Source organism: Nocardioides sp., assembly GCF_034670285.1.
GTDB lineage: Bacteria > Actinomycetota > Actinomycetes > Propionibacteriales > Nocardioidaceae > Nocardioides.
Genome location: NZ_JAXMNS010000009.1, coordinates 1 through 22,446 on the forward strand (window position 1 = coordinate 1; position 22,446 = coordinate 22,446).

19 protein-coding genes are annotated in these 22,446 nt (G+C 71.2%); 15 read left to right on the top strand and 4 right to left on the bottom strand.

Translation table 11 applies throughout. The annotated features are described in order from the left end of the window. On the top strand, positions 1–885 hold an 885-nt coding region (locus VOI19_RS01080; protein ID WP_323791102.1), incomplete at its 5' end, for an LLM class flavin-dependent oxidoreductase. A gap of 215 nt (positions 886–1,100) precedes the next feature. On the opposite strand, the gene VOI19_RS01085 is transcribed toward VOI19_RS01080, so the two are convergent. Beyond that, complete coding sequence (locus tag VOI19_RS01085; RefSeq protein WP_323791103.1) at positions 1,101–2,606, bottom strand: S8 family peptidase; 1,506 nt, start codon at positions 2,604–2,606, stop codon at positions 1,101–1,103. Positions 2,607–2,774: 168 nt separating this feature from the next. Here VOI19_RS01085 and VOI19_RS01090 point away from each other — a divergent pair, with 168 nt between their 5' ends. The 11 genes from VOI19_RS01090 to VOI19_RS01140 all read left to right on the top strand — a co-directional run bounded on the left by VOI19_RS01090 (position 2,775) and on the right by VOI19_RS01140 (position 16,115). After that, complete coding sequence (locus VOI19_RS01090; protein ID WP_323791104.1) at positions 2,775–3,842, top strand: hypothetical protein; 1,068 nt, start codon at positions 2,775–2,777, stop codon at positions 3,840–3,842. A 67-nt stretch (positions 3,843–3,909) separates the two neighbouring features. Continuing rightward, positions 3,910–6,870: a DEAD/DEAH box helicase gene (locus VOI19_RS01095; RefSeq protein WP_323791105.1), complete on the top strand. Its 2,961-nt coding sequence runs from the start codon at positions 3,910–3,912 to the stop codon at positions 6,868–6,870. A gap of 21 nt (positions 6,871–6,891) precedes the next feature. Continuing rightward, positions 6,892–7,617 (top strand): SWIM zinc finger family protein, encoded by a 726-nt coding sequence (locus tag VOI19_RS01100; protein WP_323791106.1) that lies wholly within the window; start codon positions 6,892–6,894, stop codon positions 7,615–7,617. A gap of 131 nt (positions 7,618–7,748) precedes the next feature. Further along, a complete protein-coding gene (locus tag VOI19_RS01105; protein ID WP_323791107.1) occupies positions 7,749–9,068 on the top strand; it encodes a hypothetical protein in 1,320 nt (439 codons plus the stop codon). Next, the gene (locus tag VOI19_RS01110; protein WP_323791108.1) at positions 9,065–10,555 is read left to right on the top strand and encodes an ABC transporter substrate-binding protein; all 1,491 of its coding nucleotides are present in this window, start codon (positions 9,065–9,067) and stop codon (positions 10,553–10,555) included. Before VOI19_RS01105 ends, VOI19_RS01110 begins: the two co-directional genes overlap by 4 nt. Further along, positions 10,555–11,463, top strand: coding sequence for a branched-chain amino acid ABC transporter permease (locus VOI19_RS01115; RefSeq protein WP_323791109.1), 909 nt, complete (start codon positions 10,555–10,557; stop codon positions 11,461–11,463). Before VOI19_RS01110 ends, VOI19_RS01115 begins: the two co-directional genes overlap by 1 nt. After that, positions 11,460–12,701: a branched-chain amino acid ABC transporter permease gene (locus VOI19_RS01120; RefSeq protein ID WP_323791110.1), complete on the top strand. Its 1,242-nt coding sequence runs from the start codon at positions 11,460–11,462 to the stop codon at positions 12,699–12,701. Before VOI19_RS01115 ends, VOI19_RS01120 begins: the two co-directional genes overlap by 4 nt. Next, complete coding sequence (locus VOI19_RS01125; RefSeq protein ID WP_323791111.1) at positions 12,688–13,500, top strand: ABC transporter ATP-binding protein; 813 nt, start codon at positions 12,688–12,690, stop codon at positions 13,498–13,500. The genes VOI19_RS01120 and VOI19_RS01125 overlap by 14 nt, the downstream gene beginning before the upstream one ends. Beyond that, positions 13,500–14,207, top strand: a complete 708-nt coding sequence (locus VOI19_RS01130) for an ABC transporter ATP-binding protein (RefSeq protein WP_323791112.1) — start codon at positions 13,500–13,502, stop codon at positions 14,205–14,207. Before VOI19_RS01125 ends, VOI19_RS01130 begins: the two co-directional genes overlap by 1 nt. 45 nt (positions 14,208–14,252) lie before the next feature. Continuing rightward, complete coding sequence (locus VOI19_RS01135; RefSeq protein ID WP_323791113.1) at positions 14,253–14,747, top strand: hypothetical protein; 495 nt, start codon at positions 14,253–14,255, stop codon at positions 14,745–14,747. 90 nt (positions 14,748–14,837) lie between these two features. Further along, the gene (locus VOI19_RS01140; RefSeq protein ID WP_323791114.1) at positions 14,838–16,115 is read left to right on the top strand and encodes an HNH endonuclease; all 1,278 of its coding nucleotides are present in this window, start codon (positions 14,838–14,840) and stop codon (positions 16,113–16,115) included. Between the two features lie 115 nt (positions 16,116–16,230). Here the strand turns inward: VOI19_RS01140 and VOI19_RS01145 are convergent, their stop codons facing one another. Then, entirely contained in the window at positions 16,231–16,806 is a 576-nt protein-coding gene (locus tag VOI19_RS01145; RefSeq protein WP_323791115.1) for a TetR/AcrR family transcriptional regulator, read from the bottom strand. Positions 16,807–16,879: 73 nt separating this feature from the next. Between VOI19_RS01145 and VOI19_RS01150 the strand changes: the two genes are divergently transcribed. From VOI19_RS01150 to VOI19_RS01160, 3 genes are all read left to right on the top strand, one after another. Further along, entirely contained in the window at positions 16,880–18,442 is a 1,563-nt protein-coding gene (locus tag VOI19_RS01150; RefSeq protein ID WP_416366301.1) for a carboxyl transferase domain-containing protein, read from the top strand. A 124-nt stretch (positions 18,443–18,566) separates the two neighbouring features. Continuing rightward, complete coding sequence (locus VOI19_RS01155; protein WP_323791117.1) at positions 18,567–20,408, top strand: acetyl/propionyl/methylcrotonyl-CoA carboxylase subunit alpha; 1,842 nt, start codon at positions 18,567–18,569, stop codon at positions 20,406–20,408. Further along, on the top strand, positions 20,405–21,328 hold the full coding sequence (locus VOI19_RS01160; RefSeq protein ID WP_323791118.1) for a hydroxymethylglutaryl-CoA lyase: 924 nt from the start codon (positions 20,405–20,407) through the stop codon (positions 21,326–21,328). Before VOI19_RS01155 ends, VOI19_RS01160 begins: the two co-directional genes overlap by 4 nt. A 126-nt stretch (positions 21,329–21,454) precedes the next feature. Here the strand turns inward: VOI19_RS01160 and VOI19_RS01165 are convergent, their stop codons facing one another. Continuing rightward, positions 21,455–22,303: a hypothetical protein gene (locus VOI19_RS01165; protein ID WP_323791119.1), complete on the bottom strand. Its 849-nt coding sequence runs from the start codon at positions 22,301–22,303 to the stop codon at positions 21,455–21,457. Continuing rightward, a partial coding sequence (locus tag VOI19_RS01170) for a sigma factor-like helix-turn-helix DNA-binding protein (RefSeq protein WP_323791120.1) occupies positions 22,300–22,446 on the bottom strand: 147 nt, incomplete at its 5' end. The genes VOI19_RS01165 and VOI19_RS01170, both read right to left, overlap by 4 nt.

A 22,446-nucleotide genomic window follows, 5' to 3' on the forward strand; every position in this document is an offset into this window, starting at 1 on the left:
CGCTTCGGCATCACGATCCTGACCGACCTCCCCTGGTCGGAGTCCCGTCCTCGCTGGCAGGCCGCGGAGGAGATGGGCTTCGACCACGCCTGGACCTACGACCACCTGGTGTGGGGAGGTCTGCCCGAGGCGCCCTGGACCACCGCCACCCCGGTGCTCGGTGCGGCGGCGGCGGTCACCTCGACGATAGGACTCGGCACCCTGGTCGCCTCGCCCAACTTCCGTCACCCCTACCTGCTCTTCCGCGACGCCCAGGCGCTGGAGGACCTCAGCGACGGCCGGTTCCTCCTCGGCCTCGGCACCGGCGGCACCCTCGACTCCGGGCTGCTGGCCACGGGTGAGCTGTCGGTGGGGGAGCGGGTGAGCCGTTTCCAGGAGTTCGTCGACCTGCTGGTGCGGCTGCGCGAGGAGGACCACGTGTCGGCCGACGGCCGGTGGTTCTCCACAGCAGACGCCCGCACGCTGCCGCCGCTGCGCCGCACGCCGTACGTCGTCGCCGCCAACGGCCCGCGCTCCCTGCGCTACGCCGCCCGGGTCGGCGACGGGTGGGTGACCACCGGTCCGTCCGTGGAGGACGTCGAGGAGTGGTGGGCCGGGCTCGCCGAGGCGAGCGCGTTCTACGACGACGAGCTCCACGCACGGGGTCGCGCCGACGACGGCCTGCCTCGCTACCTGTTGCTCGACTCGGCCCCCCACCTGTCGGCGGCGGGTCGCACGTCGCTGTCGAGCGTGGAGTTCTTCACCGACCTCGTGGGTCGCGCCGGCGATCTCGGCTTCACCGACGTGGTGACGCACTGGCCGCGCGACGAGGAGCCCTACGCGGCGTCGACAGCGGTGCTGGAGGCCGTGGCCCGCGACGTGATGCCGGGCCTGCGAGAGGTGTGAGGCCCGCGCTTCCGGCCCGGTGGGGGGGGGAACGGGCCGGAAGCGAGACCACTGCCGGCCTGCCCCCATGACAGGTCGGAAGTGATCACACCCGAATCGGGTGGTGGCTTCGAGGAGTTCAACGAGGCGCCCGGCTCGGGGTTACGCCCCGGGGTAGAAAGATCGAGGGCCCCCGTCCGCAGCGGACGAGGACCCTCGGATCGGGTGGTGCTGAGTCAGTTCAGTGCGTCGACCGCCGCGACGACGTCGACGAGGCCGTAGCCCTTGTCGAAGGACGTCGTACCGAGCGGGCCCGACTCGTAGGCCGCGCCGTCGGTGAACTTGTGGGCGGTGGTCTTCAGGGCCGTCTCGATCTGAGCAGGCGTGGCGTCGGGCTTGGCCTGGAACAGCTGAGCGACGATGCCGGCGATGTGCGGGGCCGCCATCGACGTGCCGCTGATGGTGTTGAACGTGCCGAGGTCGAGCGGGCCGGGGCCGTTGCGGAAGTCGAGCCCGGTGGTGCAGATCGGCAGGTAGATCCGGCAGGCCGAGGTGATGCCGTCGCCGGGGGCGGAGATATCGGGGTAGGTGCCCTGGGCGCCGTCACGGCCGCGCGAGGAGAACGACGAGACCTCACCGTTGCGGGTGCCGTTGTCGAGGTCGTTGTAGGAGGCCACCGACAGCACGCCACCGGTCGGGTCCTGTCCGGGCGGGTTGGAGAAGCTCTCGGAGCCGTCGCCGCCGTCGTTGCCGTTGGCCCACACGGTCACGACACCCTCGGCTGCCAGCGCACGCTGGAGCTTGACGGTGGCCGACTGCGGGTCGAAGGAGCCGCCGCCGGTCGGACCGTAGGAGTTGTTGGTGACCTTGATCGGCGGGCACTCGGCGGCCGAGACGCCCGCACCGCAGGGTGCCTCGTGGTTCTCGAGGACCCAGTTGAGGGCGGAGTCGGCGCCGAGGATCAGCAGCACGGCGCCGGTCGCGAGAGAGACGACCTTGGCGCCGGGGGCTGCGCCCTGGAGCGTCTCGCCGGAGCTCAGCGTGGTCGGCCGGCCCGCGACGATGCCGCTGACGTGGGTGCCGTGGCCACCGGCCGCCGTGGTGTCGGTGTCGAGGAAGCCGGGCACGGGCAGGACCGAGCAGGCGGTCGTGGCCGGCACGCAGACGGTCTTGAGGTTGGCGACCACGGCGCTGCTGCCGTCGTCCTCGGCGAAGTAGGGGTGGGTCGGGTCGATGCCGGAGTCGATGACCGCCACCGAGACGCCGGAGCCGTCGAGCGCGGAGCCGTTGGCCCCCGTGCGGGTGGCGATGGCCTCCTTGCCGCGGGTGGCGGTGTTGGAGGTGTCGTTGAAGAACTCGATCGGCGCGTTGCCCTCGACGTAGGTCACGCCACTCGCGGCGCGCACGGCGTCGATCTGAGCCTTGGTGCCCGTGGCGGCGACGACGGCGATCTTGGCGAAGGTCGTCGACGTGGTCATGCCGGTCTCGCGGACGGCGCGCTGGGCATCGGCGAGGGTCGCGCCGTGGACCAGGACCGTCGAGCGCCCGGACAGCGACGACATGATGTCGGCGAGGTAGGGCGAGACCGGTGCGAGGCCGGACGAGGCGGAGGTCGCCGACGGCGACGCCTGTCCGACTGCTCCGAGGGCGGTGGCGGCCGAGGGGGCCATCAGGGCTGCGCTGCTGAGCAGCGCGGCTGCTCCCAGGGCGATGGTCGAGCGGATGGGACGTGGGGTCGTCAAGATGACTCCTGGGGTCAGACACTCCGTGGGGTGCAGCGACGCCCACCCGAAATGGGGCGCTCCGGAGCTTGGGGTTGAAGTCCCAACGACAGACCTCCGCAAGCGTTACGTCTGCGATGAGACGAGGACGAGGCCGCCTGCGCTGGCAGGCGCTGGCAGGATGGCGCCATGTCCCGGCGCGTGCACCTTCACATCGGTGCGCCCAAGACCGGGACCACCGCGATCCAGACGCGCCTGCAGCGCAATGCCGCCAACCTGGCCCGGCACGGCGTCCTCGTGCCACGGGGGACGGGTGCCCGTCCGGCCGGCCTGGCGTTCCGGGCCTCCCTCGAGCTGATGGGCATGGTCATGGGCCAGGACCCGGCCCTGATCGAGGGGTCGTGGGACGAGCTGGTCGGTCAGGTGCACGGCCACGACGGGCCGGTGGTCATCAGCCACGAGGGATTCGTGCGGTGCGACGAGGACGCCGTGGCACGGGTGGTCGAGGCGCTGGGTCACGAGGCCGAGCTGCACGTGATCTACAGCGCGCGCGCCCTCGGCCGCCAGCTCGTCTCGGGCTGGCTCGAAGGACTCAAGAACGGCGGCACCACCGACCTCGCCACCCACTTCGACCGAGCTCGCACCGGCGAGCTCTGGCTGCAGGCGTCGTTCGACGTGCCCGCGGTCCTCGGTCGCTGGCTGACCCACCTGCCGGCTGAGCGGGTGCACCTCGTCACCGTGGCGCCGCCGGGCGGTGACCGATCAGCCCTGTGGCGCCGGTTCGGGAGCCTCACCGGCATCGACGACTCCTGGGTCCCGACCCAGCCGAGCAGGATCAACGAGTCGTTCGGGATCCCCGAGGCCCAGGTCCTGCTGGCTCTGAACCGGCTCCTCGACGGCTCGAACCGCCGCGGGGGCCCGCACCAGCGAGTCGTGCGCCGCACGGTGGTCGGGCAGGGGCTCGCGGGTCGCGACAGCCCGCGTCCCGGGGTGCCACCGTCCGAGACCGAGTGGCTGGACGCCGAGATCGAGCGCTGGATCGCCTGGGTGCTGGCCAGCGGGGTGGACGTCGTCGGCGACCTCGCCGAGCTGAGGTCGGATCCCGTGCCGGTCGCCGACTGGGTCGACCCCGACGTGCCGCACCCCGCCACCACCGAGGCCGCTCTGGCGGCGCTGACGGCGCTGGTCGTGGAAGCCGAGCACCGCGGCTCACCCGTGGGTCCCGGGGCCGATCCGGGTGTCGGCCGCGGCGGCTAGCCTCGCTGCATGGGGTGGACCGGCAGGAGCACGGGTGAGTCGAGGGTGAGCCGGGAGTGAGCCGAGAATGAGTTTCGTGCCGGTCACCGGCACCGCCACGCTGCGAGCGGCCGATCCGCCCCGCGACAGCGTGGTCGAGTTCAGCGACGACCGGCGCACCATCGAGCTGCCGCTGCGCGCGGCGCTGCCGATCCTCAGTAAGGCCCGCGCCCGCGACGACGTCCATCCCAGCGTGGGTCTGCTCTCGGGCGCGGTGATGCTGGGCATGCGCCTGGTCGCCGCCGGCAAGTTCGAGCCCTCGGAGTCCCAGCAGAGCTGGCGGGCTGCGCCGCTCGACGCAGCCGACGACGAGCGGGTCCTGATGCTGGCCGACTCGCGCAGTCACGACGGACTCGACGCCGCCGCCGCCGAGCAGGTGGTGCGTCAGATGCTCGACGCCGTCATCGACGTGATGCCCCGCAGCGCCCCGGTGGGCAGCACGCGCGCGAGCACCGATCGCGCTCCTGCCACCACTGCCACCACTGCTACCACTGCCATTGGGGCCGCGGCACCCGCCGACCGCCCTGCTGGCGGCTTCGGCGACCGTTTCCAAGAGCGGTTGGCGCTGCGTCGCGCCCAGCACGAGGCGGACGAGCGTGGCGCGGCCGGCGGGTCGCACCAGCGCGGCGAGGACCCCGAGGAGTCCCGGCTGCCCCAGCTGGTGCGGCTCTCGCTGCGGCTCGAGGCCGACGAGGACGAGCTCGTCGCGGGCGCCGTCCGCGTGGTGCTCCAGGCCCACGACGAGCGCAACCCGCTGCACGTCTGCGATGCCGCAGAGCTCTACTCGCAGCCCGACGGCGCCACGGGCACCCACCACGGCTTCGGCTCCCGGGCGAGCACGCACGCGAGCATCGCGCTGCGCACCGCGGCCGAGGCCTGGCCCGTCCTCGACCGGATGCTGGCGCTGCGGGTGCCCGACCAGATCACCCTCGACACCGACGAGCTGGTGAGCCTGCTCGACACCGGGGTCGAGGCGCTCGAGGCCATCGGGGTCGAGGTCCGGTGGCCGACGAGCCTGGGGCGCGACCTCACCGCGACGGCGGTCCTCGAGCGCGAGGAGCGGCGCGCGACCAACGGCGCGGCGTCGGCCGCCCGGGAGGAGCCCCTCCAGGAGCCGCTGCTCGGCACGGAGTCCCTCTTCGGCTTCCGCTGGCAGCTCGCGATGCACGGCGACGACCTGACCGCCGAGGAGATGGACGAGCTGGCCGGCGCGGCCTCCCCGATCCTCAAGCTGCGGGGCAGCTGGACGGTCGTCGACCCCGCCACCGCCCGCAAGGCGAAGAAGCGCCTGATCCGCACCGTGAAGCCGGCCCAGGCGATCGCCGCAGCCCTCACCGGAGCAGTCACGATCACGGCCCCGGGCGCCCTTGCCGACGGGGTGCCCGACGAGCAGCCCGTCGTGGTCGGCGCCTCGCTGCTGAAGGTGCGCGAGCGGCTGCTGGCCGCCGCGGTCCGGCCGCCGATCGAGACGCCGTCCGGGCTCGACGCCCACTTGCGTGACTACCAGCGCCACGGCTTGACCTGGCTGGCCGACCTCACCGACCTCGGCCTCGGTGCGTGCCTGGCCGACGACATGGGGCTGGGCAAGACGATCACCGTGATCGCCCTCCACCTCCACCGCCGCGAGGTCGCAAGACAGCAGGGTCGACGCGCTCCCGGCCCGACGCTCGTGGTGTGTCCCGCGAGCCTGCTGGGCAACTGGGAGGCCGAGGTCCGACGCTTCGCCCCCGGCGTCGCCGTCCGCCGCTTCCACGGCACCGGTCGCGAGCTGGGCGACCTCCTGGTCGACGACCCCGGCCAGGCAAGCCTCATCGGGAGCGATGACGACGCCGGCTTCGTGCTGACGACCTACGGCACGATGCGGGTCGACGCCGCGGCTCTCGGCGAGGTCGACTGGGACCTCGTCGTCGCCGACGAGGCGCAGCACGTCAAGAACCCCGCCTCCTCCACCGCACGCGCCCTGCGCGGCATCACCAGCCAGGCGCGCGTCGCGCTCACCGGCACGCCGGTGGAGAACAACCTCACCGAGCTGTGGGCGATCCTCGACTGGGCGATCCCCGGCCTGCTGGGCAGCCGCAACGCCTTCCGCAAGGTGTGGGCGGGTCCGATCGAGTCGGGGCTCGAGCCCACCAAGGCGCGACAGTTCGCCGACCTGATCGAGCCGTTCCTGCTGCGACGCCGCAAGTCCGACCCGGGCATCGCCCCCGAGCTGCCGGCCAAGACCGAGACCGACCACCCGCTCAGCCTCACCCGCGAGCAGGTCGTGCTCTACGAGGCCTTCGTGCGCGAGACCATGGAACGCATCGAGCGGGCCGACCCCGACGCGCGCCGCGGGCTGGTGCTCGCCCTGCTCACGGGTCTCAAGCAGATCTGCAACCACCCCGCACAGTTCCTCAAGCAGTCCGGCACGGCCGTGCGGCTCTCAGGGCGCTCGGAGAAGCTGGACCTGCTCGACGAGATCCTCGCGACCGTGCTGCCCGAGGGCGGCGCCGCGCTGGTCTTCACGCAGTACGTCGCCATGGGGCGCCTGGTCGAGGCCCACCTGACGAAGACCGGCGTGCCTCACCAGTTCCTGCACGGTGGCACCCCGGTGCGTGAGCGTGAGGCGATGGTCGCGCGCTTCCAGCAGTCCGGCGCAGAGGACTCCGCCGACGGGGGCGTGGCGCCGGTGTTCCTGCTGTCGCTCAAGGCGGGTGGCACCGGGCTCAACCTCACGCGCGCCGATCAGGTGATCCACCTCGACCGGTGGTGGAACCCTGCCGTCGAGGAGCAGGCCACCGACCGGGCCTACCGGATCGGTCAGACCAAGCCTGTGCAGGTGCACCGGATGACGATGCAGGGCTCGATCGAGGAGAAGGTCGCCAAGCTGCTCGGTCGCAAGCGGGCCATCGCCGACGCCGTCCTCGGGCGCGGGGAGGCGGCGCTGACCGAGCTGAGCAACGACGAGCTGCGCGACCTCGTGACGCTGCGGCCCGAAGCCCGTGCCTGATGAGTGCCCGATGAGAGCCCGATGAGTGCCCAGTCCAGGTCCGAGGTGATCGCGCACCCGCCGCTCGCGGCTCGCCGGGGCGCCGCGCGCGCCACCACCTGGTGGGGCAAGGCGTGGGTGCGGGCGGTGGAGGAGTCCGCGTATGCCGATGACGAGCTGCGCGCTGCGCGGGCGCTCGCCCGCCAGGGGGCGGTGGGCGGCATCTCGCTGGGCCGCGGACGCCTCGTCGCAGCGGTCGCCGACTCCCGGGGGCTGTGGAGCGTCGCCGTCGCGCTCCCGACGGTCGACTCCGAGGCAGGCGAGGCGCTGGTCGAGGTCGTGGCGGCTGAGGCAGGTCGTATCGGGGCGCTGCTGGCCGGCGACCTCCCGCACACCCTGGTCGAGCACGCCGACGAGGCCGGCGTCGAGCTGTTGCCATTCGGCGGTGAGCTGGAGTGCTCCTGCTCGTGCGACGCCTGGGTCGACCCCTGCCCGCACGCCCTGGCGGTGCTCTACCAGGCTGCCTGGCTGCTCGATCGCTCGCCGCTGCTACTCCTCCACCTGCGCGGACTGCCCCGCGAGGAGCTGTTGGCGCGGTTGCACGCGCTCACGACCCGGGCCGTGGCGCCGACGTCGCTCCCCACATCCGCACCGTCCGAAGACAACCAGGTCGACGCCGATGTGGACGTCGCGCTCGATGCGGCCGACCGCGCGGCGCAGCTGCTCAGCCGTCTGGATGCCGGCGGCTCCATCGACCACCTGCTCTGACGGTTCGCCGCCGGCTGCCTCGGTAGCCCGGCGTGCGCACGAGGTGGTCTAAGCCACTTTCCTACCGGTTCGTAACTTGGCTTCTCCGGTGACGTTGATCACGACACCACCACCCCGGATCGAGAGAAGTCATGTCTACGAGTCGAGCCCTCCGACGACGCGAGCTACCTCGCGCGGCAGCTTTCACCACCCTGGCTGCCCTCACCGCTCCGCTGACGGTTGCGGTCCTGACCCTGGCCGGCCCGGCCGTCGCCGCCGACAACGGCGCGAAGCCCGGGAAGTTCAACGGAGGGGTGCTGCTGCAGGACGGCTGGTGGTCCAGGAGCAACGAGCCGCCGCCGGAGACCGGACTGGCCCAGCCGCCCAGTGTCCCGGCCGTCAACGCGCCGGAGGGCACCATCCCGGTCGCCCTGATCAACGACGAGCCAGAGCGGGTCGCTGCTCTCGAGTTCGACCTCAAGGGCCCCGACGACGCCATCGTCACCGAGGTGATCCTCGCGATGCAGGAGTCCGAGGAGCGCGGGGCCAACATCAACTCCGACCTGGCGACGCTGATCGCCTGCCCGGTCACCGAACCGTTCTGGGTGGGAGTCGACAACGGTGCCTGGACCACCCGGCCCGCCTTCGACTGCGAGGGCGCGGTCGCTCCCGGCGTACGCAGCAAGAAGGGCCTCTGGACCTTTGACCTGACGTCCCTGGCCGGCGCCTGGAACTCCTCGACGCGGGAGAACTCGCCGGCTGTGGTCCTGGTGGGTGCTCCGGCAGCTGACCCGGCCCAGGGCGCGCCGAGCTTCCAGGTCGCCTTCGACGCAGAGAAGGGGATCGGACTGGCAGCCTCGGTCGACAAGTCCTCTGCCCCCGGCGACGGGGACGGCGACGGCGGGTTCGGCTCGACCGACGGCTCCACCGACGGGTCGACCGACGGGTCCACCGGCGGGGGCTCCGAGCCCTCCAGTGGTGGCGGCACGACGGGGTCGTTCGGCTCCGGGAGCATCAGCACCGGCGGCGGCAGCATCGACTCAGGTGACTCCGGCGACTCGGCCGACCTCGGGCCGCTCGCGGCCCCCGACTCCTCCGGGGTCGACGAGGGCAGTGCCGCCGAGGGCGAGCCCGCCGGCGGTGGCATCACTCCCGACGCCGTCGACAACAACGAGCAGGCGCTCGTCCCGGTCTCGGCCTCCTCGGCCTGGTACGCCGGGCTCGGTGCGCGCGCCGTGGCCCTGGCCGTGGTCGCCCTGATGCTGGCCTACCTCGTGATGGTCGCGATGGGCGGCTCCGCCCAGCCCGTCGTCGGAGGACGTCAGCGCGGGGTCGGCAAGGCCCTCGAGCGACTTCGCGCAGCACGCCCGCCCGGCTTCACCCGCGGTGCCTCGGCCACCGCCCCCAGCTCGCCCCCCACCAGCACCACTTCCGGTGCTGGCGCCATCATCACCTTGGAGGACCGCACGTGAACACCCGACTCAGCTCCGCAGTCGTCGCGATCGTCGCCTGCGCCGGCCTGGCCGCGTGCGGACAGAAGCCCGGCATCGAGACCGCGGTCCCGGCCGGCGGGTTCGTTGCCGTCGACGGCTCGGTGGTCGACTCCCAGGGAAACGTGGTGGACCCCGCGACCGGCACCGCCATTGACTCCTCGGGCGGCTCCGGCGGCGACTTCGGCTCGGTGGGGGGATCGACCGGTGGGTCGACCTCGTCCGGGTCCTCGGGCGGCTCCGGCGGCTCCGGCGGCTCGGGCACCACGACCTCGGGCGGCTCCGGCAGCTCGGGGGGCTCGACCGGCGGCGGCGAGCAGCCGCAGACCACGGGCGGCGGCTCGGCACCCGCAGCGCCGTCCGGTGGCGGCGACACGACCGGTGTCACCGACAGCACGATCAAGATCGGCGTCCACGCGCCGGTGACCGGTGCCGCGGCCGTGCCGCAGAGCTCGTTCGAGCGGGCGGTCGGCGTCTACTTCAAGGCGATCAACAACGCCGGCGGCATCAACGGCCGCAAGATCGAGGTCTTCTTCGAGGACGACCAGTTCCGTCCTGACGTGGCGCGCGTGAAGTGCAAGGAGATGGCCGAGCAGGAAGAGGTCTTCCTCCTCATCGGCGGCGCGGGCGCCGACCAGATCGATGCCTGCGCCCGGTACGCCGACTCGGTCGGGGTGCCCTACATCTCGGCGGGCGTGCACCAGAACCGCCCCGGCCAGGTGCCGCTCGGTGACCTGTCGACGTACTTCGCGGTGTCGCTGTCCTACGAGCAGCAGGTGCCGATGCTCGCCAACCTCTACAAGGAGCGTCTGGCCGGCAAGAAGGTGGTCGTCATCACCGCCGACAACGACTCGCTCAACGACTTCCACTCGGGCGCCGAGTCCGCGCTCAAGTCGGCTGCCGGGGGAGCCTTCCAGTACGCCGCCCGGATCCCGAAGAACACGCAGTCCGAGGCGCTCTCCATCGGCACCCGGATCTGCAACGCCGGTGCGGAAGCAGTGATCTGGAACGCCAGCCCGAGCACGCTGCTCAACGTCTCGAAGTCGATGGTCTGCACCCCGACGTTCATCGGTCCCGGTCTGACCAACGGCCTCAACATCGTGGCCGCGGCGGGTTGCCCGAACATCGACAACTCCTACTTCTACTCGACCTTCCCCGGCATGGACGTGATGCGACGCAACGCTGACTTCGTCCGTGACTACCGCAGCGCCAACAACGCCGAGCCCGACGACATCGGCGCGGCGATCTACGGCATCGAGAAGGTCGTCGTCGCCATGATCGCGGCGGCCGGCAAGGACCTGTCGCGCGAGTCGCTCAGCGCGGCGATCGCCAACAAGAAGGTGTTCAACACCGGCGTCCTCCCGCCGACCAACTTCACCTCCCGCTTCGGCGGCACCGCGATGCACCTGCTGCAGGTCGACTGCGCCAAGCGCGAGTACGTCACGGTCCGCCAGAACGAGCGGCCCTGATGGACGGCTTCGCCCAGGAGTTCGCCATCGCGATGACGTCGGGCCTCCTGCGAGGCAGCGTCTACGCCCTGGTCGCACTCGGGATCGTGCTCGTGTTCCGGGCCTCGGGGGTGTTCAACTTCGCCCAGGCCGAGTTCGGCACGACGGGTCTCTTCGCCGCCTATGCCGCCCTCGAGCTGTGGGGGTGGGGCTATCCGCTGGCGTTCGTCTTCGGCCTGGTCGTGGCGATCGCGATGGGGCTGGCCACCGAGCGGCTCGTCATCCACCCGCTGCGCAACGCCTCCAAGGTGACGGTCCTGGTCGGCACGGCCGGCGTGGCGCTGACGGCCATCGGTCTGCAGTTCTGGCTGTTCAACGAGACCCTCATCATGACGATGCCGAAGATCAGTGACGCCTTCTTCGTCACCCCGTGGGGCGCGGCGGTCACGGTCCAGGCCCTCATCACCGCCGGGGTCCTGGCCGTGGTGGCCGTCCTGCTGGCTCTCTTCTTCCGGTCGCCCTCGGGCCTGGCGGTCCAGGCAGCCCAGCAGGAGCCGGTCGCGGCCGAGCTGATCGGGATCTCCGTACGACGGGTCTCGATGATGACCTGGGGCATCGCGGCCGCCCTGGGTGGTCTCGCCGGCCTGCTGACGGGTCCGATCCTCACCTTCACCGCGGCCTTCCTCAGCTTCGGCGCCTTCGCCGCGCTGCTGCCCGGCTTCATGGCGGCGGTGCTGGCCGGCATGCGCAGCATGCCGGGCGCCGTCGCCGGTGGCCTCGTGGTCGGCTGCGTCGAGCAGCTGGGCTCGCTCTCGGTGCTCTCCACGCGGATCCCCGGCACCGGAGCAGCAGTGCTGTTCGTGTTCCTGCTGGCCGTGCTCCTGATCAAGCCGCAAGGCGTGTTCGTCGGAAAGACCGTGACCGCATGAGCACCACCGAGAACGACACGACGCGGGCCATCCCGGTCGCCGACCTCGAGCCGGCGTCCGAGCCCGCACCCAAGAAGGCCCGGCGCGTCCGGTCTCGCAAGGCCTCCGCGGACGTCGACCTGACGCCGCCGGCCGAGGAGACGCCCTTCACCCCCGGCCCGTACGGCAAGGCCGCGCGCGGCTTCGTGTGGGGCTTGCTGGCGTGGTTCGTGATCGCGGTCCCGGCCAACTTCCTCTCGCCCTTCGAGCTCGGGGTCTCCGACGTGGGCGCCGCGACCGAGGCAGCGATCTTCGGCATCGTGGGGCTCTCGCTCAACATCCTGCTCGGCTACGCGGGCCAGATCTCCCTCGGACACCAGGCGTTCGTCGGCATCGGTGCCTTCACCTCGGCCTACATCGTCACCGACCTCCAGCTCTCCTTCTGGTTCGGCATGCTCATCGCCGCCGGGCTCGGCGGAGCGGTCTCGGGCGTGCTCGGGGCGATCTCGCTGCGGCTGACCGGCCTCTACTTCGCGCTGGTCACCTTGGCCTTCGGTGCGTTCGCCGAGCAGACCCTGCTCGGCATCCCCGAGATCACCGGCGGCGAGGGCGGCAAGGCCGCACCACGACCGGCCGGCTTCGAGACCGAGCTGCGCTACTACATCCTCTGCCTCGCGATCCTCGCGATCGTGCTGCTGATCGACTGGCGCCTCACCCGCAGCAAGGCCGGCCGCGCGCTCGCCGCCCTGCGCGAGAACCCGCGAGTGGCGGCGACGTACGGCATCAACGTGAAGAACTACGTCCTGCTCGCGTTCGTGCTCTCCGGGCTCATCGCCGGTGTCGCGGGGGCGCTCCTCGCCCACCACGACGAGGTGATCGTGGGTCAGAAGTTCGGCTTTCGGCTCGCGCTGCTCTTCGTGATGATGACCGTCGTCGGTGGTCTGCGCAGCCGCTCGGGCGTCGTGATCGGGGCCGCCTTCTTCGCGCTCCTCGAGACCGGCAAGCTGCTCGAGATGGTCGACAAGCCGCTCGGTGCCGTCGGCTTCAGCCTCACCGACTTCTTCGAGGGCACCATCGGGCTGCCCCAGGAGTTCGTGGCGCTCGTGGTGGGACCGATCCTGCTGCTCGTCACGATCACGCTCTACCCCGGAGGAATCGGGCAGCAGATCGCTCCCGTGCGCGAGTGGCTCCTCGGACGCCGCTTCGATCCCCACGCAGGCAAGGTCGAGGAGGTGACCGTCAGCGATGTCCGTGCTTGAGATCAACGACCTGTCCATCCACTTCGGGGGCATCAAGGCCCTCCAGCACGTCTCGATCAAGGCCGGCGAGTGGGAGATCGTGGGCATCATCGGCCCCAACGGCGCCGGCAAGACGACGCTGTTCAACTGCATCACCGGCTTCTACACCCCGACGTCCGGGACGGTCAGCTATCGCGGCCAGGACATCAGCCGGCTGCCGGTGCACAAGCGCACCGCCCTCGGCATCGGTCGCACCTTCCAGAACGTCGGCCTCGTCAAGAACGCCACCGTCCTGGAGAACCTCCTCACCGCCCAGCACCTCCAGGTCGGCTACGAGCCGGTGGCCGGGATCCTCGGGTCGCCGGGCTCCTTCGCCGAGGAGGCACGGCTCAGCGAGCGCGGCGAGCAGATCCTCGAGCTGCTCGAGCTCACCGACGTCGCCCGAGCGCGGGTCGCCGACCTGCCGTACGGCGTGCTGAAGCGGGTCGAGATCGCGGCCGTGCTGGCCACCGACCCCGACGTCCTGCTCCTCGACGAGCCCGGCTCGGGCATGGGACCCGAGGAGGCCAACGACCTCGGCGACCTGCTCCTGCGGCTGCGCAAGGCCTTCGGGCTGACGATCGTGATGATCGACCACCACGTGCCGCTCGTGACCCGGATCTCCGACCACGTCTACTGCCTCAACTTCGGCGAGGTGCTCGCCGAGGGTCCCCCCGACGTCGTACGACGCCACCCCGACGTGGTGCGTGCCTACCTCGGCGAAGAGGAAGCCCCAGAACCCACCGGCACTGCTCACACCGGAGAAGAGGTGCGGCTCTGATGGCCCTGCTCGAGATCAAGGACCTGGTGGTCGGCTACGGCCGCTACCCCGTGCTCCACGGCATCGACTTCGTGGTCGAGGAGGGCGAGGTCTGCGTGCTGCTGGGGCTCAACGGCGCCGGCAAGACCACCACGGTCTCCACCGTGGCGGGCCTGTTGAAGCCCACGTCGGGGCAGGTGCTCTTCGACGGCTCCTCGCTCGGGCGTCGCTCGCCCTCGGCCCGCGTCAAGCACGGCGTGTCGCTGTGTCCCGAGGGACGACGCGTCTTCCCTCGGCTGAGCGTGCAGCAGAACCTGCGCCTCGGGGCCTGGTCGCAGCGGCGTCACGCCAAGACGGTCAAGCGCCAGCTCGAGCTCGTCCTCGACTACTTCCCGCGCCTCGACGAGCGGGCCGACCAGATGGCCGGAACCCTCTCGGGCGGTGAGCAGCAGATGCTCGCCGTCGGGCGTGCCCTGATGTCGAAGCCCCGGCTGCTGATGATCGACGAGGCCTCGCTCGGGCTCTCCCCGACCGTGGCCCGCACCGTCTGGGAGGCCGCTGCGCGGATCGCCCGTGACGGCACCACGGTGCTGATGGTCGAGCAGAACGCCGGCGCCCTGCCCTTCGCCGACCGGGCGCTGATCATGGAGAAGGGCACCGTGGCCCACACCGCGGTCGGCGACGACATCCGCAACGTCAACCTGCGCGAGGCCTACCTCGGTGCCTGACCCGGCATCCTCGGCCAGCACATCCCCACCTTCAAGGAGCACCAGATGAACAACCCCAACCTCGCCCGTCTCGGCGGTCAGCTCGGCGTGCTGATCTGCCTGCTCGGCTTCGGCGTCATCTTCTTCGGCTGGAACGGCGCGGCCAGCAAGAACGTGTCGATGGCCCAGTTCCCGTTCCTGATCTCCGGCGGCGTGACCGGGGTCGCCCTCGTGGTGATCGGGGCGGCGATGCTGATCATCCAGAACGCCCGCGAGGACCGCGCACGTCTCGAGGCCGTCATGGAGCGAGTGGCTGCGGCTCTCGAGGCCGGCGCTGCCGGCACCCGGGGTGGCGCGCACGCGGGCGTCGGTGGCGTCGGTGGCGTCAGCGGCGGCGGTGCGATGGTGCTCGCCGGCACCACCTCCTACCACCGGCTCGACTGCAGCCTGGCCGAGGCGCGCGACGAGGCCCACGTCGTGGGCCTCGAGGAGGCGTTCAGTCGTCGCATGGAGCCGTGCCGCGTGTGCCGGCCGCCGTCGATCGCTCACGCCTCGGCCTGACCCCGGTCCACCCCGGGCCGTCTCGCCGGGCCAAGGTGAGGTCGTGGGAACACACTGTCGAATGTCGGTGGTAGCTAGTAGAATCGAGTCGTGCGAAAGACACCCATGCCGACCGCCCTCCAGGTGGTCGCCGACGCCAAGTCGGCCGCCGCAGCGGCTGAGGTCGTCGCGCTGCAGGCAGTGGTCGCATGGGCAACCGAGTACCGCGTCGACAACTCGGTGGTTGATGACACGACCTTTGGTGCCGGTGGCGTGATCCTCGGCGGGGTCGGGTGCCCGCTGGTCGATGAGTTCGCCGCCTACGACCTCGCAGCCGTGCTCGGGATGAGCAGCGACGGCGGCTGCACCTACGTCGCCAAGACGCTCGAGCTGCGCTACCGACTGCGCCGTATCTGGGAACAAGTCGTGGCGTTGAAGGTGCCGGTGTGGAAGGCCTTCGTCGTCTGTGAGCGCACCCTCACGCTGTCGTTCGAGGCCGCCAGGTACGTCGACCAGATGCTCGCCCCCACCCTGCGGTCCTGCTCGTTCGCGCAGATCGAACGCACCGTGGCCCAGGCCATCGACCTCTACGACCCAGAAGAAGCAGAGCGACGGCGGCTCAAAGCTGCGGACGACCGCGACTTCCAGGTCCACCTCGGCCAACACAACGCCCCCACCGACGGCACCGTCGAGGTCACCGGCACCCTCTCGACCGAGGACGCCCTCGACCTGGAGGCAGCGGTCAAGCTAGGCGCCAAGGCCCTCGGCGACCTGGGCTGCGAGGAGTCGTTGGGCGCAAGGCGCTCCATGGCGGTGGGTGAGATGGCGCGCACCCAGCTGACCCTCGACCTCGACACCGGTGACACCGGTGGGCGCGGGGTGGTCATCTACGCCCACATCGACGCCGACAGCCCGCACGTGTCGATCGACAACATCGGTGGTGGTGACGTGCTGATCGAGCAGCTCAAGGACTGGTGCCAGACCGCCGGCACCACCGTGACCATCAAGCCGGTCATCGACCTGAACCAGGAGATCAGCACTCAGGCCTACGTCCCGACGGCGAAGCTCGTCGAACAGGTACGGCTGCGCGATCAGAGCTGCGTGTTCCCTCAATGCACCAGGCGTGCCGAGCACTGCGACCTCGACCACCGTGTGCCGTTCGACAAGAACAACCCCGCCGACGGTGGAAAGACGTCCACTTCGAACCTCTCGCTCCTGTGCAGGAAGCACCACCGCGCCAAGACCTTCTCCACCTGGACCTACGACAGTCCGCAACCCGGGGTCTACGACTGGACCAGCCCCTCCGGCCACCGATTCCGCGTCGTCAGAGGCAAGCGACACGGGCGGCTGCCCATTACCACCCCGCTCGACGACCCACCCGAGCCCTGAACACCCCGCCCCGACACCCCGCCGGCCCCGGCGGGGCCACAGGCACGTCCACACCCTCTGGTCATCGAGTAGCCGGCCGACGCAACGAGGTCGCGGAAGCAGGCATATCGAGCGGCTACCCGCCGTCCAGCGCGCGCACGGCCATCTCGGCCAGCAGGTCGCGCATGTCGGGCTCGGGGAGCAGCCCGCTGTGGGGGGTGGAGTTGATCAGGCCGAACGTCGCGTGGGCGCGGGCCCGGGCGGCGTCGGGCGAGAGCGCGGGGTCGATCGCTCGCAGCTGGTCGGCCCACAGGTCCACGTAGTCGCGCTGGAGGGTGCGCACCCGGTCGCGGGCGTCGTCAGGGAGGCTCGACCAGTCGCGATCCTGCACGATGATCAGCGCCTGGTGCTGCAGCGCGAAGTCGACGTGCCAGTCGACGAGACGACGTACGGCGTCCGCAGGACCGGCGGAGGCGACGACCCGTTCCCGGCCGACGGCGAGCAGCCGCTCGCTGATCGAGACGAGCATGTCGGCCAGCACCTGGTCCTTGGACGCGAAGTGCTTGTAGAGCGCGGGTCCCGAGATGCCGCACGCGGCACCGATCTCGACCACGGAGACGCCGTGGAAGCCGCGCCGTGCGAAGAGCGTTGCCGCGGTGCTGAGGATCTGGTCGCGGCGGCCGACCGCTGCCTCGGTCGAGGGTCCCGTCATGGGCTCAGGTTAGCGAGTCGTAACCCCGTCGTGCCGGGCTCGACCGTGGACGATCCGGTTAACGATCGCTAACCTGACGACTGTGAGTGATCCGACCGGACTCCGAGACCTCGTGGCTGACCTGCGTGCGCGACTGGCGGTGGCCCGCGAGGGCGGCAGTGAGGCCGCCCGCACCAAGCACACCGACCGCGGCAAGCTCCTCGCGCGCGACCGGGTCGACCGACTGCTCGACCCGGGCAGCCCGTTCCTCGAGCTGAGCGCGCTGGCCGCCACCGGCATGTACGGCGCCAAGGACTCCTCCGGTCACGCCGACACGGTGCCGAGCGCCGGGGTCGTCACCGGGATCGGGATGATCCACGGCCGGGCGTGCGTGGTCGTGGCCAACGACGCCACGGTCAAGGGCGGCACCTACTACCCACTCACGGTCAAGAAGCACCTGCGCGCCCAGACCGTTGCCGCCGAGAACCGACTGCCGTGCGTCTACCTCGTCGACTCCGGCGGCGCCTTCCTGCCGATGCAGGACGACGTCTTCCCCGACCGTGAGCACTTCGGCCGGATCTTCTTCAACCAGGCCAACCTGTCGGCCGCGCAGATCCCGCAGATCGCCTCGGTGATGGGCTCGTGCACCGCCGGCGGCGCCTACGTGCCGGCGATGAGCGACGAGACCGTGATCGTCAAGGAGCAGGGCACGATCTTCCTCGGCGGCCCGCCGCTGGTGAAGGCCGCGACCGGCGAGGTCGTCACGGCCGAGGACCTCGGCGGCGGTGACGTGCACGCCCGCACGTCCGGCGTCGTCGACCACCTCGCTGACGACGACGCCCACGCGCTCGCGATCGTGCGCGGCATCGTCGACACCTTGCCCGCGCCGCCCGCCCCGCCGTGGGAGGTGCGCGAGGTCGAGGAGCCGCTGCTCGCGCCCGAGACGCTCTACGACGTGGTGCCCACCGACACGCGCACGCCGTACGACGTCCGCGAGGTGATCAAGCGAATCGTCGACGGCTCCCGCTTCCAGGAGTTCAAGCACCTCTACGCCGAGACCCTGGTGACCGGCTTCGCCCACGTGTGGGGCCACCCGGTCGGGATCGTGGCCAACAACGGCATCCTCTTCGGCGAGTCGGCGCTCAAGGGCGCGCACTTCATCGAGCTGTGCAACCAGCGCGGCATCCCGCTGGTCTTCCTGCAGAACATCTCCGGCTTCATGGTCGGGCGCGAGTACGAGAACAAGGGCATCGCCCGCGACGGCGCCAAGCTCGTCACCGCGGTGGCCTGCTCGGTGGTGCCGAAGTTCACCGTCGTCATCGGTGGCTCGTTCGGCGCCGGCAACTACGGCATGTGCGGGCGCGCCTACGATCCGCGCTTCCTGTGGATGTGGCCCAACGCGCGGATCTCGGTGATGGGCGGGGAGCAGGCGGCGTCCGTGCTCGCCACTGTCGCGGGGAAGCCCGACGACGAGGACTTCAAGGCCCCGATCCGCGAGCAGTACGAGGCCCAGGGCTCGCCCTACTACTCGACCGCCCGGCTCTGGGACGACGGTGTCATCGACCCCGCGGACACGCGCCGCGTGCTCGGCATGGGCCTCGCCGCTGCGGCGAACGCGCCGGTGCCCGAGCCCCGCTACGGAATCTTCAGGATGTGAGGCGTGCAGTGACGCGCGAGGAACGAGCGCGGCGCGTGGGCACGACCAGGTCGAGCAAGCCACGCGACCGACGAAGGAGGACGCGACTGGCGCGTCGAGACCCGGTGAGACGAACGGAGACCGCATGCACACCCTGCTGATCGCCAACCGCGGCGAGATCGCGGTGCGCGTGATGCGCACCGCCGAGGCGATGGGCATCCACTCCGTCGCGATCTTCACCGACCTCGACGCCGACGCGCCGCACGTGCACGCAGCCGACGACGCCGTGCGCGTCGAGAGCTATCTGGACGTCGAGGCGGTGGTCGCCGCCGCGCAGTCGGTCGGGGCCGATGCCGTGCACCCCGGCTACGGGTTCCTCTCCGAACGGTCCGCCTTCGCCGCCGCCCTCGAGGCCGCCGGCATCACGCTCGTCGGCCCCACGGCCGAGGTCATGGAGCAGATGGGCCGCAAGGACGCCGCCCGCGAGATCGCTCTCGCGGCCGGCGTGCCCGTCGTACCGACCGGTGACGACGCGCCGTACCCCGTGCTGGTCAAGGCCGCCGCCGGAGGTGGCGGCAAGGGCATGCGGATCGTGCGCTCCGAGGCCGAGATGGGCGAGGCCCTCGCCGCGGCCAAGCGCGAGTCGTTGGCGGCGTTCGGCGACGACACCATGCTCGTGGAGAAGTACGTCGAGTCAGGCCGTCACATCGAGGTGCAGGTCGTCGGCGACACCCACGGCACGGTGCTGCACTTCTTCGAGCGCGACTGCTCGACCCAGCGCCGGCACCAGAAGGTGCTCGAGGAGGCACCCGCCCCGACCCTCGACGAGGCCACCCGCCAGCGCGTGCGCCAGGCGGCCGTCGACCTGGCCGCACACGTCGGCTACACCGGCGCGGGCACGGTCGAGTTCCTCCTCGACAACGCGACCGGCGAGTTCTACTTCCTCGAGATGAACACCCGCCTCCAGGTGGAGCACCCCGTCACCGAGGCGATCACCGGCGTCGACCTTGTCGAGCTGCAGCTGCGCGTCGCCGCGGGCGAGCCGATCGGATTCACCCAGGACGACGTCCGCCTCACCGGGCACGCCATCGAGGCGCGCATCTACGCCGAGGACGCCTTCGGCGGCTTCCTGCCTCAGGCCGGCACCGCGACGATCGTGCGCTGGCCCGAGGAGACCGTAGGCGACACGACGGTCCGCGTCGACCACGCCCTCGAGTCCGGGCAGGTCGTCTCGACCTCGTTCGACCCGATGCTCGGCAAGGTCATCGCCCACGGCCCCGACCGCGAGTCGGCCCGCCAGGCCCTGGTCGAGGCGCTCGACGGCACGGCGATCTTCGGGCTCACCACCAACACCGGTTATCTGCGCACGCTCGTCGCCGGCGACGACTTCCGCGCCGCCGCCATCGACACCGCCTGGCTCGACCACCACGAGGTCGAGCGCCCAGCGGACGACGCGGCCCGTGCGGCCGCGGGCGAGGTGCTCCACCGCGAGCTCGACGCCGCGCCCCGCCACCCGTGGCAGGGCGACGGCTTCCGGATGAGCGGCCCGCGCGGTCGGCTCGTCCAGAACGGCCGCGTGCTCGAGGCGAGCGGCTGGTTCGACCGGATGCCTGCCGACGCCGACGGCATCGTGCCGGTCGCGTTGTACGACCGCGGCCGCGCCTTCGTGCGCCGTACGAGGGTCGGTTGCGAGGTCGTGCACGCGGGCCAGTGGTACGACTTCACCGGCCCGGCCACCCTCGGCCGCTCGACCGCTGCCGGCGACGGCACGATCACCTCGCCCATGCCCGGCACGTTGCTCGACGTGCGGGTCGCGGCGGGCGACGCCGTCAGCGCCGGCGACGTGCTCGGCGTGATGGAGGCGATGAAGATGGAGCACGCTCTGAAGGCGCCCTTCGACGGCACCGTCACCGAGGTCGGCTCGGCGGCCGGCGCCACGGTTGCTCTCGGAGCCACGCTCTTCGTCGTCGCGGCGGCCGACGCATGAGCGGCCTGCCGATGGTCGTGCCCGCCCCCGGTCTGCCCGAGAAGGTGACGATCTACGAGGTCGGCGCCCGCGACGGCCTGCAGAACGAGAAGGCGCTGATCCCGACCGAGGTGAAGGCCGAGTTCGTACGCCGCCTCGTCGCTGCCGGGCTGCCGGTGGTCGAGGCGACGTCGTTCGTGCACCCGAAGTGGGTGCCCCAGCTGGCCGACGCCGCCGACCTGATGGAGCTGCTGGGTGACTCCGGCAAGGACCTCCCGGTGCTGGTGCCCAACCAGCGCGGCCTCGACCGAGCGCTCGAGCTGGGGCTGCGCCACATCGCGGTGTTCGGCTCGGCGACCGAGACCTTCGCGGCCAAGAACCTCAACAGCACCCTCGACGACCAGTTCGCGATGTTCGCCCCGACCGTCGAGCGTGCGCTGGCCGCCGGCGTCGACGTCCGCGCCTACGTGTCGATGTGCTTCGGCGACCCCTGGGAAGGCGCCGTGCCGATCGAGCAGGTCGTCACCGTCGGACAACGACTGCTCGACCTCGGCGCGACCCAGCTCAGCCTCGGGGACACGATCGGCGTCGGCACCGCCGGCCACGTGACCGCGCTGGTCGAGGCGTTCGGCGCCGCGGGAGTCGGGGTCGACCGGCTCGCGCTGCACTTCCACGACACCTACGGGCAGGCGTTGTCGAACGTGCAGGCCGGGCTCCGCGCCGGCATCACGACGTACGACGCCAGCGCCGGCGGCCTCGGCGGGTGCCCCTACGCCGTCAGCGCCACCGGCAACCTCGCCACCGAGGACCTCGTCTGGCTGCTCGACGGCCTCGGCATCGAGCACGGCGTCGACCTGCCGTCGCTCGTCGCCACCAGCACCTGGATGGCCGAGCACCTCGGGCGACCCAGCCCGTCTGCCGTCGTCCGCGCGCTCGGCTGAGCAGGCGCTAGCCGGGCGCACAGATCATGAACAAACGACCCGCCTGGGCGCGGTTCCACGCCTGAAGACGCGCCGCCGCAGGCCGTTTGTTCAGCACTTCGGCTTCGGTCGGCTGCCGAGTGGCGGCTACGGCTTGTCGCTGACGACGTCGTTGTCGAAGACGATGGTCCACATGGGGTCCTCGGGACCTACCCACGTCTCGTCCTTCTCAGGGTGACCGACAAGACCTCGGAACTCTCCTGAGGCGGGGTCGACCACGAACCAGAAGTCGGACGAACCGCGCATCTCGATCGCCCGCCCGTTCAGACCGGGCGAGGAGAACGACGGGTCGGCCACCTTCACGCCATCGAGGGACGACACGGCCCGGACCACGTCGTCCTTGAAGGACTCGGGTGCCACGGGGTCCAGAGCGATCCAGAACGCCACCGTCCACAGGCCGTGCAGGCCGGGCCCCTCTCCGTTCTTCTTCGCGTAGTCCCGAAGTTGGGCAAGAAGCCCCTGCATGGAGTCGGCGTGATCCACGTACAGGTCCGGCCCCCAGTCGTCGAACGAGTTGGTCTCGCGATCGTCGGGCTCACCGGAACGCTCGACCCACTCGGACGAGCCGTCGCCCGGGACCCAGTACTCCAGCATCCACGGGTTCACCTCACCGGCTTCGCCATATCCCCAGGTCCGCTCAACCTTGCGGATGTGCAGGTACTGGTCCGCGCCCACCTCCGGGTGCTCTTCGAGGTGGGCGGTCGTCAGGGCTGCCGCGGCCGCAGGAGTCAGGGTTCTGCTCCACGGCGAGACGACGCCGACGACCACGAGAGTTGCGGCCGCTATCAGCCCGACGGCGATTACACGGCGACGGCGGCGGCGACGCCCTTCCACGGCTCGGTTCAGCAGGGCGCGCCGGGCCCGCGTGACGGTGAGGTGATCGGGGGCACGGGTGTCGGGGCGCTGCTCGCGCACGAGTGTGAGCTCGTCGATCATCGGGCCTCCTCCAGGTTCATGTCGAGTGCGCCGCGAAGCGCACGACGGGCGCGATGGATGCGTGACCGCACGGTTCCGACCGGGACACCCACTGCATCGGCTACCTCGGCGTACGAGAGCCCCCCCCACGCGTAGAGGAGGAG